This is a genomic window from Cytobacillus spongiae (assembly GCF_021390075.1).
On record NZ_CP089997.1, the window covers coordinates 1519629 to 1532311 of the forward strand.

Consider the following 12683-nt stretch of genomic DNA (forward strand, 5'->3'; position numbering starts at 1 on the left):
TGAACGTTAGAAAGGGAGGATATTATGAAGGAAATGATTAAACAGCTAACTGAATTACATGTAGGTAAGGTTAAAGAAAATGAGCCTTTGGCTAATCATACGACGATTAAAATTGGTGGTCCTGCAGATTTGTTAATCGAACCATCATCTGTAGAAAATCTAGAGACAGTAATGAAACTAATAAAAGAATATAATGTAAAGTGGACGGCGATTGGGAGAGGCTCGAATTTACTTGTATCAGATAAAGGTATTGAAGGAGTAGTCATTAAGCTAGGAGCAGGAATTGACCTACTTGAAGTAAATGGAACTGAGGTTACCGTTGGTGGAGGATATTCTCTTATTACCCTTGCAACAATCATTAGCCGAAAAGGATTAACTGGGTTAGAATTCGCAGGTGGAATTCCTGGTTCAGTAGGCGGTGCTGTCTATATGAATGCTGGTGCGCATGGTTCAGATATTTCGCAAATTTTAACGAAAGCATACGTCTTATTGGAAGATGGTACAATGCAGTGGTTAACAAAAGACGAAATGGAATTCTCATATCGCACATCAGTTCTCCAAAAGAAAAGACCAGGAATTGTTGTGGAAGCCGTATTCCAATTATATGAAGGAGATAAAGATTCGATAGTTGGAAAAATGCAACAAAATAAAGATTATCGTAAAGAGACCCAACCATGGAACTTCCCATGTGCAGGAAGTATCTTTCGTAATCCACTTCCAAACTATGCAGGAAAGCTAATAGAGGTAGCAGGGTTAAAAGGACATTCGATCGGCGGGGCGAAGATTTCTGAGATGCACGGAAACTTTATCGTCAATGCTGGTAATGCAAAGGCCCAGGATGTACTTGACCTCATCCAATTTGTAAAGGATACCATTTATGAATTGTATGAAATAAAGATGGAGACAGAAGTCGAAATTATTGGTCGGAAGTAACAAGAAAACTGCCATTTATTGTGATATAATATGACATTGAATAGGAGATTCATTTACTGGATAACGGCATGAATTTCGTGCCGTTGTTTGTTTTCTTAATGACCTATATGTGACTTAAATGGTTCGTCATTGCAACGAAATTGTTTTAATTACAAGAGGTGAATGGAATGGATAGTGGGAAGATTATATCAATTGAAGATCGAATTCCTAAGCTTAAACAGCAAAGACGTAAAAAAGCTAATCGCCGGCTAATTTTCCTATTGTTAGTATTTTTTATGCTCATTGTTTGTGTTGTATATTTCCAATCACCATTAAGCCATATTAAGCAAATAACCATAACGGGGAACTTTGTATATACCACTGATGAACTGGTTGAACAAATGGAGCTATCAAGTAAGACGAGTATGTGGAAAATCGATGAAGAATTAATTATGGAAAAGCTAAAAGAACTTCCCGAAATAAAAAGTGCCACGGTTGATATTCAGTTTCCTAATACACTACTTGTTCAGGTGAAAGAATATCGAACGATTGGTTATTTGAAAAAAGAGACCAATTTCTTACCAGTGTTAGAGAATGGACAAATATTGGAACAAGTAAACAATGAACTGACTCTTCCAGATAATGCTCCTGTTTTAGTTAGTTTCAAAGAGGGTAAGTCATTAGATGCGATGATTGTAGAGCTTGAAAAATTGCCAGAAGAAGTATTAAACTCAATCTCTGAAATAAAACATACACCAAAAGAAACAGATGGTAACCATCTATCTTTATTTATGAATGATGGATTCGAAGTAAGTGCTACTATAAGAAGCTTTTCAGAGAAAATGTCACACTATCCTTCTATTGTAAGTCAATTGGATCCAAAGCAAAAAGGAATTATTGACTTAGAAGTAGGCTCTTATTTCAAAGCGTATGAAACACAGGAGACAGAGGAAACGGAGGGAAATGAAGAGACAGATGAAAGTGAAGGGTAAACACGTCATTTTAGCTCTTGTTTGCTTAGTATTAGGTTATATTATGGCCTTTTCATATCAAATTACGAATTCCCGTGAAAGTCAAACGAAAATAACAAGTAAACAATGGGAAAAAAATTTGGAGCTCAGAGAATTGCTGATAGAGCAGGAACAACAAAATCGAAACCTTCAAAACGAATTAATTGAGAAGCAAGAGATGGTGCTAGATTTCGAGAAGAATCTAGCTGACGAAGCTCAGTTATTCTTTAATTTAGCAGAAGATGCTGAAAAATACCGTATGTTCACTGGAAAAGTGAAGGTTAAGGGCAAAGGTGTTCAAGTCACATTAGCAGATGGAGATTATAATCCAAATGATGAGAATGTAAACAACTATATTGTCCATGAACATCATGTGTTTAAAGTGATAACTGAACTAAATATATCTGGTGCAGCTGCTGTTGGGGTGAATGGTCAGCGACTTTCACATAATTCGTATATCATGTGTAATGGCCCAGTAATTGAAGTAGATGGTATAGAGCACAAGGCACCATTTGTCGTTACGGCAATAGGCGATCCAGAAGTAATGGCATCAGCTCTAAACATTACTGGAGGAGTTAAAGATCAATTAGTGAATGAGAACATAGACTTCACGCTAGAAGAAAAAGAACAAATTATGCTTGAGCCTCTTCTTGGAAATTAATCTAACTCCTGTGTACATAGCATGTCATATGTCCACCGTTTAATTTTAGGCTACGGTTTGTTAACAAGTGGTGTTTTTGAAAGGATTGTTGCATTAAGTAGGTTTATGGAGCGAGTGCAGTAAATTGTTCGATTATCAATCCACTTTTGATATAAATGATCTAAATTGAAAAACACCTTATAATAGTGAACTGCTCCCTGTCAAGTAGACAGTGGAAATAATAAAAAGATTTAAGCGGCTTTAGCTCTATATTCCATAGGGCTAAGGCCGTTTAGTCGTTTTTGGTATCTTTCATGATTATAAAAATGGATGTACTCATTTATCGCACTATTAAGTTCCTCAAACGTCTTATATGTATGTAAATAATATTTCTCGCATTTTAGGGTCCCAAAAAAAGACTCCATTGGACCATTATCAATACACCGACCGACTCGTGACATACTTTGTATCATCTCTGCCGCATCGATTTTACGTCTGAACCCTTTAGAGGTGTATTGGAATCCACGGTCACTATGGATAAGAGGGTGCTCTCCATTCAGTAATACAGTGGCTTGATCTAGTGTCTTGAATACAAGTTGATTATTGTTGGAGTGGCCTAGGACATAACTGATAATGGATCCGTCATAAAGATCTCGAATCGCACTTAAATAAGCCTTTTTGGAGTGGCCATACTTAAATTCTGTAACGTCCGTTACCCATTTTTCATTTGGTTTTTCGGCTGTAAATTCACGATTTAATACATTGTCTACCACATGTTGAGGTGTAGATCGTTTATATTGTTTCTTCTTAACACGAATCACAGATCTTAATCCAGCCACTTTCATCAACCGATAGATTCTTTTATGATTAAGTTTATCCTCAAACTTTCTATTCATGTGAAGGGTCATTTGACGATAGCCAAATATACCATCAACTTTTTCATGGAGAGTTTTCATTTCATTGATAATTTCTTCATTCAGTATTTCTCTGGATGAAGGAGTACGGTTCAACCACTTATAATATGCAGATCGTGCAATCCCCGCGATTTCACAAAGTAAATAAATGCTTAAATCTTCATTCTGGTGAAGCTCTTGAATAGCGACATACTTATCCTCAAAACGAATTTGGCTTATTTTCGCCTCCTTTCGATCTCCTCTAACTTTTTTAAAAATAAGTTCTCTGCACGCAACCGTTCATTTTCTCTTTCTAACTTCTTCATGTGAAGGCTGATTTTCTCTACTGGAGTCAAACTAGCGTCTTCTTTCTTTTTCCCACGTTTATCTTTTAACGCTTCATCTCCACCATCTTCAAATTTCTTAACCCACTGATAGACCTGTTGATAAGAAACTTGATAAGTGTCAGCTGCTTTTTGATAATCTTTTCCGTTCCCCAAGCAATCCATCACAATGTGTACTCGTTCTTCCCAAGTCGTTTTTCTTCCCTTAGTCATAGAGCTCGTCCTTCCTTGTGCCGTATCCTTTATATCTCTATGACTATTATACTTCTTTATCCAACGCCTGAGGACAGAAGTACTCGATATTTCATACAACTCCACAATCTCACGTATCGAATACTTCCCAGACAGATAATCTCTAATGGCAGCCAATTTCAATTCCTTTGAATACTTTTTCCAAGTAGAAGACTCTTTGAGACCTTCGAATCCATACTTATCAAACTTGTGTTTCCAGTCTAGGATCGTTGAACGATGAACATTATATTTAGACTCAAGTTCACCTGGTGAATATTGCTTATCTAATGCGGTTAATATTTCGTATTTCTCTTCTACAGAATAAGCTCTTTTGGACATAAAAAATACTCCCCCACAAGCAGTCAGATTTTTATTTTTTAATCTGTCTACCTATAGGGGAGCATATCATAGCGCCTCTTGAGTCTAATTTTGTATTTTGGAAAGTTAGGTGAAGAAAGTGGACAAGAACAGAAATTTACTTAGCTTTACTATTATATTAATGGTAATTGGTTTTATGATTGCTATCCAATTCCAAACAGTTCAAGAACCTGATGTTCGTGATACGAGGGATACATGGCAGTTAAGGGAGGATCTCTTAAAAGAAAAGGAATTGCAATCAAAGCTGATTAAAGAAATACGTTTAAATGAAGAAAAGTTGGCAAAATATGAAACGGAAAGAGAACAAAGTAAGGAACAAGCGTTAAGAGAAACGTTAAATGAACTGAAAGAAGAAGCAGGGCTAACTGATGTTAAGGGACCTGGTATGATTTTGTCAATCGAACCGATCATTGAAGGCGTATATCCGAATGAAATGGTCGGATCCATATCTCCAGATTTATTAAGAAGGCTTGTTAATGAATTAAATATGCATGGAGCAAAGCATATTTCGATTGATGGTCAAAGACTAATTAATACGTCTGTTATTAGAGATATTAACAGAGAAACAAAAGTAAATGGGCATTCACTTTCGAGATTGCCGATTGAAATTAAAGTGATCACAGAAAATAGCCAGAAAGCGGAAAAGCTATATAATCAATTGCAGGTTTCAAAAGCAATTGAAGATTTTTTTATTGATAACCTACGAGTCCAAATCATGAAGCCAGCACAAACAGGGAATATTGTAATCCCGGCATATCAAGACTCCATTCGGGTTCGAAATATTGAACCAGTAAAAGCAGATAAAGGAGGCAAATAAACATGTGGCTTCCCGTCCTAGGATTAATCATTGGAGTGATTCTCGGATTACTTACCGATTTTAGGGTGCCTGATGAATACTCAAATTATCTTTCAATTGCAGTACTTGCTGCCCTTGATACGTTGTTTGGTGGAATCCGGGCACACCTTCAAAATATTTACGATGAAAAAGTTTTTGTGTCAGGATTCTTTTTTAATATATTATTGGCAGCAAGTTTAGCTTTTCTAGGAGTTCATCTTGGTGTAGACTTGTACTTAGCAGCAGTTTTTGCCTTTGGGGTAAGGCTGTTCCAGAACATCGCTGTCATTCGCAGAATTATTTTGGCAAAATGGTCTACAAACAAAGAAAAAGTTGAAAAAAATTAAATGCAGAAAAAGGGAATAACGTAGTTTTGACGAATATTTGTAAGATAAAGTATGATTTTTACATTCCATAGAGCAATAGTTGTTGTTCAATTATGAATAGCTGAAGGAGGTGCCAAAGAATGAACAGCAATGAGATTTATGTAAGTCTTGACATCGGTACATCCAGTGTGAAAGTAATCATTGGGGAAATGGTCAATGACTCTTTAAATATAATAGGTGTTGGCAATGTTAAGTCTGAAGGTTTACGAAAAGGCTCCATTGTTGATATAGATGAGACCGTTCATTCGATAAGACAGGCAATAGAACAAGCTGAAAGAATGATAGGGTTAGAAATAAACCAAGTAATAGTAGGAATTACTGGAAATCACGTGATGCTTCAGCCATGCCATGGAGTAGTGGCCGTATCGAGTGAGAATCGAGAAATTTCTAACGAAGATGTAGCTAGAGTAATAGATGCTGCTCAAGTTGTATCCATTCCTCCAGAAAGAGAGATTATTGATGTCATTCCAAAACAATTTATCGTCGACGGATTAGATGAAATCAATGATCCAAGAGGAATGATTGGTGTTCGATTAGAGATGGAAGGTACTATTATTACTGGATCAAAAACGATACTACATAATATATTACGATGTGTTGAACGTGCGGGTTTAAATATTTTAGACATAGCTCTTCAGCCCTTAGCAGCTGGTGCATTTGCCCTTTCAAAAGACGAAAAGAATCTTGGTGTAGCTCTTGTTGATATAGGTGGAGGCTCAACAACTATTGCAGTATTTGAGCAAGGTCACCTTAAAGCAACAAGTGTTGTTCCAATCGGTGGCGAACATATTACGAAGGATTTGTCCATTGGTCTACGTACATCCACTGAGGATGCAGAAAAAATAAAGATCAAGCATGGCTATGCTTTTTATGATTTTGCCTCTGAAGAAGAAGTCTTTAGCGTTCCAATTATCGGCAGTGACCAACATCAACAATTTAATCAGCTCGAAATCTCTGATATTATGGAAGCTAGAATGGAAGAAATATTTGAGTTGATCCAAGGAGAAATTAGGCGTCTTGGATTTCATGAATTACCTGGTGGCTACGTTCTAACAGGAGGAGTAGCCAATACGGAGGGTGTTCTTGAATTAGCTCAAGTTATTTTTGAAAACAGGGTTCGAATTGCCATCCCTGATTATATCGGGGTAAGAGAACCACAGTACACTACAGCTGTAGGCCTTATCAATTTTGCATATAAAAATGCAAGACTGCAAGGTAGAAAGTACAGTGAGTCATCCTCAACAGGAATGACTGAGGCAAAAGATAAGCGAATACCTAAACAAACACAGACAAAGGTAAAACCGGAAAAACAACCGGAAGAAAGAATCACATCTAGAGTGAAAAAATTCCTTGGTTACTTTTTCGAATAAATCTATACGATAGATTACTCGAGAAACTTACAATCTTGTAAGCCTAAATCAAAGTAATGTGATGATTGATTCATAGTGTATTTATTAGGATAACAGGGAATCTGGACGAATTAGGAGGATTTGTCATGTTGGAATTTGATACGAATTTAGATTCATTAGCAACGATAAAAGTCATCGGAGTCGGTGGCGGTGGAAATAACGCAGTAAACCGTATGATTGAGCATGGAGTTCAAGGAGTTGAATTCATTGCAGTAAATACAGATGCTCAAGCTTTAAATTTGTCCAAAGCTGAAGTAAGAATGCAAATAGGCGCAAAGCTTACTAGAGGATTGGGAGCAGGTGCAAATCCTGAGGTTGGAAAGAAAGCTGCAGAAGAGAGTAAAGAGCAAATTGAAGAAGTACTAAAAGGGGCAGATATGGTCTTTGTAACTGCTGGTATGGGTGGCGGAACTGGAACAGGTGCTGCTCCAGTTATTGCTCAAATTGCGAGAGACCTTGGTGCTCTAACAGTAGGTGTTGTAACTAGACCTTTCACATTTGAAGGTAGAAAGCGTTCAACACAAGCTGGTGGTGGAATCAGTGCAATGAAAGAAGCAGTTGATACCCTAATTGTTATTCCAAACGATCGCTTATTAGAAATTGTTGATAAGAGTACGCCAATGCTTGAAGCATTCCGTGAAGCGGATAATGTTCTTCGTCAAGGGGTTCAAGGAATTTCAGATCTAATAGCGACTCCTGGCTTAATCAACCTAGACTTCGCTGATGTTAAGACAATCATGTCAAACAAAGGTTCTGCATTGATGGGGATTGGTGTTGCTAGTGGAGAGAATCGCGCTGCTGAAGCTGCTAAGAAAGCTATTTCATCTCCATTACTTGAAAAATCCATTGATGGTGCTCAAGGTGTGTTAATGAACATTACTGGTGGAACAAACTTGAGTCTATACGAAGTCCAAGAAGCAGCGGATATTGTCGCTACTGCATCTGATCAAGACGTTAACATGATATTTGGTTCTGTTATTAACGACAATCTGAAAGAAGAAATTGTAGTAACAGTAATTGCTACAGGCTTTTCTGAAGAAGTTGCTCAGCCAAAGCCTTCTCGTCCTACATTCGGTCAAGCGAAGCCTGCAATGAACACGACTGGTACAGTTAAGCGTGAACCGAAGAGAGAAGAAGCTCCAATTCAAGAAACGGTTCGAAGCAATACAGGTCAACAAGCGGAAGATACCCTTGATATCCCTACATTCTTACGTAACCGTAATCGTAGACGTTAATGAAGAAAGCATGCTACTCAAATGGAGTAAGCATGCTTTTTTTTTTGCAAAGCATACAGCGGTGGTTTGTAAGTTGACCGGTATGAGTTGCAGATGGAATTATTTACACAATTAAACGGTTTGTGTTTCTTTTATTACGGCTGCTGGTCCAAAGAATTCGTATCGAATGGAATTTGAGTTAATCCCAATTTCCTGTAATTGTTGAAACATCGCTTGCATAAATGAAATCGGACCACACATATACACTTTGCATGAATGATTAGTAATTATTTCAGATAGCCAATCCTTGGTGATATATCCTTCTTTGTCAAACGTATTCTCTAAGAGGTCATCATCAGTTGGTCTTTCTAAACAGGAGAAATAATTTATATTTAGCTGTTTACCTGCAGCATCAAGCAGATGTTTTCTAAAGGCTTGTTGATTACCATTAATCGCTGCATGGATAATGGTAATGGGTTGTTGTTTCTTTTGTTCAAGTAGTTCGTTCATCATACTAATGAGTGGAGTAATACCTACACCTCCAGATAGGAAAATGATTGGTTCGTCCGTATCCTGAAGAATAAAATCGCCAGCTGGAGGACTAATTTCGAGTTCGTCACCAACCTGTATGGAATCGTGCAAGTAGTTTGAAACAATGCCAGCAGGCTTATTTGATACTCCGTGTTCTTTTTTTACAGATATTCGATAATAAGACTTATTTGGAGCGTCTGATAAGCTATATTGACGAATGTGAAAATAATTTGAGCCAGGAACTTTTACTCGTATGCTTATATATTGTCCTGGTATAAAAGGTGATATAGCCCCACCATCTGCTGGTTTAAGATAAAAAGAGGTAATACAATCGCTTTCTTTAACGATGTGATCAACGATAAAGGATTTGAAATCCTTCCACCCACCACTGTCTTCCTCTGCTTTTTTGTATAGTCCTTCTTCTACTTGAATAAATACATTTGCAATGACTTCATATGCCTTCTTCCAAGCGTTCATAATCTCATCTGTGGCTGCTTCACCGAGCACGTCTTTTATTGCTAATAGTAAGTGCTTTCCGACAATAGGGTAATGCTCCGGCTTTATCCCAAGTGACCGGTGTTTGTGACCGATTTGTTGAACGACAGGTAAAATACTCTCTAGCTGGTCAATATGCTTAGCAGCGGCATAGACCGCATTTGCTAATGCTTTTTGTTGCCGCCCTTGTTTTTGATTCGCGTGATTAAAAATATTTAATAACTCTGGATGATTGGTAAACATTTTTTCATAAAATCGAGTTGTAATTGTTTCCCCTTGCTCCTCTAAGATAGGAACCGTACTTTTAATGATGGATATCGTTTGTTTGTCTAGCATACCCGCACCTCTTTCGTTTATTTTCACAGTAATTATAGTGAAAAATACGAAGAGATTTTGTGATATAAATCACTTTATATAGAAAAGGATTGGCAAATTCAAAGGTGGTTTTTGAAAATCTGACAAAATCCGAAGGGATTGGTGAAAATTTCTGCCATTTTGGCTACAGAAAGTGACACACTTCCAATGGAGATGTACGCTATACTTTTTCGTAAGATTAATAGAAATAACATGGAATGGGTACACCACTTAATCCTATTTAGTAAGAAACATCGCCATATGAGAGATGACCTCGTTTTAAAGGGGGAAACTGATTGGTCGTATATTTAGATGTCATTTGGTTTTTGAACTTTTTATTTGATAGCCTTCTCCTCTATTTAACTGCCATTATTTTAAAGCGGGATTTTCGGTATTGGAGAATGTTTGCAGGGGGATTTATAGGATCTATTATCATCCTATTATCGATTACTCCGTTGAATTCCATTTCTGGCCACCCAATTACAAAAATGTTTTTTTCAATTGTAATGGTGTTAACGACCTTTGGGTATAAAAGGTTTCGTTATTTCGTTAGTAGCTTAATGACATTGTATTTAACTACATTTCTTGTCGGGGGAATATTAATTGGAACTCACTATTTTGTTCAATTTGATTTTCAACTCTCTACATCCGTTATTTTAGCTAGTGTTAAAGGGTTTGGCGATCCAATCAGCTGGTTATTTGTCGTCCTAGGTTTCCCTGTTGCTTGGTATTTCTCCAAACGTAATGTAGATAGCATTGAGATGACTAAGATCCAATATGATCAGTTGATAAAAGTGGTTGTTACCATAAATGGGACAGTATTTACTTTTAAAGGGTTAATTGATAGCGGAAATCAACTTTATGACCCAATAACGAAGGTTCCGGTTATGTTTGTATCGCTCAAGACCAAGATGGAAGAAGTACCTGATACACTATTGAAGATGGCTACTCATTCAGAAGACATAATTTTAGGGACTGAACCAATTGATGATGATTGGCATAATCGCATGAGAATCATTCCTTATAAAGTTGTGGGGCAAGATCATCAACTTATCATTGCATTAAAACCAGACCGTATTATGTTCGAAAAAGATGATGAATCATTTATCGTCGATAAAGGACTAGTATCATTTACTCTGCAACATTTATCAGCTGATGATGCTTTTGAGTGTATCGTTCATCCTAAAATGCTAACGACAACTCGGAAAGTAAACGGTGAGATAAAAGTTAGTTAATATACTATACTCTCAATTACACATTTTAGAAGGAGGACTTGGAATGAAACGGTTAAAACTTCGCTTATCTTACTATTGGTATAAGCTATTAATGAAATTGGGATTAAAAACAGACGAAATATACTATATTGGTGGCAGCGAAGCATTACCACCTCCTTTAGATAAAGAGGAAGAAGCCCTTCTTTTGGAAAAGCTACCTAACGGGGATAAAGCAGCAAGGTCGATCCTAATTGAAAGAAACCTCCGTTTAGTCGTTTATATTGCTCGTAAGTTTGAAAACACGGGAATCAATATTGAGGATTTAATCAGCATTGGAACAATTGGACTGATCAAAGCAGTTAATACATTCAATCCAGAAAAGAAAATCAAGCTAGCTACATATGCCTCTCGTTGTATTGAAAATGAGATCCTTATGTATTTAAGACGAAATAATAAAATTCGCTCTGAAGTTTCATTCGATGAGCCACTTAATATTGATTGGGACGGGAATGAACTACTGCTATCAGATGTATTGGGAACGGACGATGATATTATTACGAAGGATTTGGAAGCGAATGTAGACAAAAAGCTTCTACTCAAAGCGTTACATCAACTCACAGACCGTGAAAAGCAGATTATGGAGCTTCGATTTGGTTTAGGGTCGGCTGGAGAGGAAAAGACACAAAAGGATGTTGCAGACATGCTTGGAATTTCACAATCCTATATCTCTCGGTTAGAGAAAAGAATAATTAAACGGCTAAAAAAAGAATTCAATAAGATGGTTTGATTTCCTGTTTTCTGTATGTTATTAGAGGATTTATTCTGTACAAATTATTGGAGTACTGAAAAAAATTTTTTTGGTAATAAATTGTCTTTAAACCCTTATTTTTGAAGTTTTTCACGAATCTCTCGTTGATGCTAAGCATGAGCGATGTGCATATTTTTCCTTCACGCGGAGATACTGTTGTTTGTACAGCAGCTCCTGTGAGGAGGGAAAAGAATTGACTCGAAATAAAGTTGAAATTTGCGGTGTCGACACATCCAAGCTTCCAGTATTGAAAAACGAAGAAATGAGAGAGCTCTTCAAGCAAATGCATAAGGGAGACATTTATGCCAGAGAAAAGCTTGTAAATGGGAATTTACGTCTGGTATTAAGTGTCATTCAACGCTTTAACAATCGTGGTGAATTTGTAGATGATTTATTTCAAGTGGGTTGCATTGGCTTGATGAAATCGATTGATAATTTTGATTTAGGTCAAAATGTAAAATTCTCTACATATGCAGTTCCCATGATCATAGGTGAAATTAGACGTTATTTGCGAGATAACAATCCAATTCGCGTTTCTCGATCTCTAAGGGATATTGCTTATAAAGCCTTGCAAGTGAGAGAGCGCTTAATGAGTGAAACTTCAAAGGATCCTAGTGCAGAGGAAATTGCTAAAGTACTTGATGTACCTCATGAAGAAATCGTCTTTGCGTTAGATGCCATCCAAGATCCTGTGTCCTTATTTGAGCCAATCTATAACGATGGAGGAGACCCTATCTATGTGATGGATCAATTAAGTGATGAAAAGAATAAAGATATTCAGTGGATCGAAGAGATAGCGTTAAAAGAAGGAATGAGAAGATTAAATGATCGAGAAAAATTAATCTTGCGAAAACGGTTCTTTCAAGGGAAAACGCAGATGGAAGTGGCCGATGAGATTGGTATTTCACAAGCACAAGTCTCTCGTTTAGAGAAAGCAGCAATTAAGCAAATGAACAAAAATATTCAAAGCTAAAGCTACCTGTAAAAGGGTAGCTTTTTTTATTCATTATTTCTCCTATAGTCATCATA

12 protein-coding genes are annotated in these 12683 nt (G+C 36.9%); 10 read left to right on the plus strand and 2 right to left on the minus strand.

Annotation, left to right across the window (positions count from 1 at the left end):
* The first annotated feature begins 24 nt into the window (after positions 1–24).
* The 3 genes from murB (at position 25) to LS684_RS07755 (ending at position 2583) form a co-directional block, all read left to right on the plus strand.
* On the plus strand, positions 25–933 hold the full coding sequence (gene murB, locus LS684_RS07745; protein ID WP_233811037.1) for a UDP-N-acetylmuramate dehydrogenase: 909 nt from the start codon (positions 25–27) through the stop codon (positions 931–933).
* Between the two features lie 167 nt (positions 934–1100).
* Positions 1101–1904 carry a cell division protein FtsQ/DivIB gene (locus tag LS684_RS07750; RefSeq protein ID WP_233811038.1) on the plus strand — a complete coding sequence of 268 codons (804 nt, stop codon included), beginning with the start codon at positions 1101–1103 and terminating at the stop codon, positions 1902–1904.
* A complete protein-coding gene (locus tag LS684_RS07755; protein WP_233811039.1) occupies positions 1876–2583 on the plus strand; it encodes a DUF881 domain-containing protein in 708 nt (235 codons plus the stop codon). Before LS684_RS07750 ends, LS684_RS07755 begins: the two co-directional genes overlap by 29 nt.
* Positions 2584–2813: 230 nt before the next feature.
* Here LS684_RS07755 and LS684_RS07760 read toward each other — a convergent pair.
* Positions 2814–4369 (minus strand): IS3 family transposase gene (locus LS684_RS07760; RefSeq protein WP_233811040.1). Its coding sequence is split into 2 segments (ribosomal slippage): positions 2814–3730 and positions 3730–4369, totalling 1557 coding nucleotides; the frame shifts between segments, so codons are not numbered across the junction.
* A 118-nt stretch (positions 4370–4487) separates the two neighbouring features.
* On the opposite strand from LS684_RS07760, the gene LS684_RS07765 reads away from it, so the two are divergent.
* The 4 genes from LS684_RS07765 (at position 4488) to ftsZ (ending at position 8273) form a co-directional block, all read left to right on the plus strand.
* Entirely contained in the window at positions 4488–5225 is a 738-nt protein-coding gene (locus LS684_RS07765; RefSeq protein WP_233811041.1) for a DUF881 domain-containing protein, read from the plus strand.
* 2 nt (positions 5226–5227) lie between these two features.
* Positions 5228–5590: a small basic family protein gene (locus LS684_RS07770; protein ID WP_233811042.1), complete on the plus strand. Its 363-nt coding sequence runs from the start codon at positions 5228–5230 to the stop codon at positions 5588–5590.
* Positions 5591–5709: 119 nt separating this feature from the next.
* On the plus strand, positions 5710–6999 hold the full coding sequence (gene ftsA, locus LS684_RS07775) for a cell division protein FtsA (RefSeq protein ID WP_233811043.1): 1290 nt from the start codon (positions 5710–5712) through the stop codon (positions 6997–6999).
* Between the two features lie 125 nt (positions 7000–7124).
* Complete coding sequence (gene ftsZ, locus LS684_RS07780) at positions 7125–8273, plus strand: cell division protein FtsZ (RefSeq protein WP_233811044.1); 1149 nt, start codon at positions 7125–7127, stop codon at positions 8271–8273.
* A 111-nt stretch (positions 8274–8384) separates the two neighbouring features.
* Here the strand turns inward: ftsZ and hmpA are convergent, their stop codons facing one another.
* A complete protein-coding gene (gene hmpA, locus LS684_RS07785) occupies positions 8385–9614 on the minus strand; it encodes an NO-inducible flavohemoprotein (protein ID WP_233811045.1) in 1230 nt (409 codons plus the stop codon).
* A 314-nt stretch (positions 9615–9928) separates the two neighbouring features.
* Between hmpA and spoIIGA the strand changes: the two genes are divergently transcribed.
* From spoIIGA to sigG, 3 genes are all read left to right on the plus strand, one after another.
* Positions 9929–10867, plus strand: a complete 939-nt coding sequence (gene spoIIGA / locus LS684_RS07790) for a sigma-E processing peptidase SpoIIGA (RefSeq protein ID WP_233811046.1) — start codon at positions 9929–9931, stop codon at positions 10865–10867.
* A 43-nt stretch (positions 10868–10910) separates the two neighbouring features.
* Positions 10911–11633, plus strand: coding sequence for an RNA polymerase sporulation sigma factor SigE (gene sigE, locus LS684_RS07795; RefSeq protein ID WP_233811047.1), 723 nt, complete (start codon positions 10911–10913; stop codon positions 11631–11633).
* A gap of 214 nt (positions 11634–11847) precedes the next feature.
* Entirely contained in the window at positions 11848–12627 is a 780-nt protein-coding gene (sigG, locus tag LS684_RS07800; RefSeq protein WP_233811048.1) for an RNA polymerase sporulation sigma factor SigG, read from the plus strand.
* Positions 12628–12683 lie beyond the last annotated feature (56 nt).

Excerpts from the sequence above, each read along its gene's own strand:
- sigE (WP_233811047.1), top strand. The coding sequence starts at position 10,911 with ATGAAACGGTTAAAACTTCGCTTATCTTACTATTGGTATAAGCTATTA.
- LS684_RS07755 (WP_233811039.1), top strand. The coding sequence starts at position 1,876 with ATGAAGAGACAGATGAAAGTGAAGGGTAAACACGTCATTTTAGCTCTT.
- ftsA (WP_233811043.1), top strand. The coding sequence starts at position 5,710 with ATGAACAGCAATGAGATTTATGTAAGTCTTGACATCGGTACATCCAGT.
- LS684_RS07750 (WP_233811038.1), top strand. The coding sequence starts at position 1,101 with ATGGATAGTGGGAAGATTATATCAATTGAAGATCGAATTCCTAAGCTT.
- ftsZ (WP_233811044.1), top strand. The coding sequence starts at position 7,125 with ATGTTGGAATTTGATACGAATTTAGATTCATTAGCAACGATAAAAGTC.
- murB (WP_233811037.1), top strand. The coding sequence starts at position 25 with ATGAAGGAAATGATTAAACAGCTAACTGAATTACATGTAGGTAAGGTT.
- hmpA (WP_233811045.1), bottom strand. The coding sequence starts at position 9,614 with ATGCTAGACAAACAAACGATATCCATCATTAAAAGTACGGTTCCTATC.
- LS684_RS07770 (WP_233811042.1), top strand. The coding sequence starts at position 5,228 with ATGTGGCTTCCCGTCCTAGGATTAATCATTGGAGTGATTCTCGGATTA.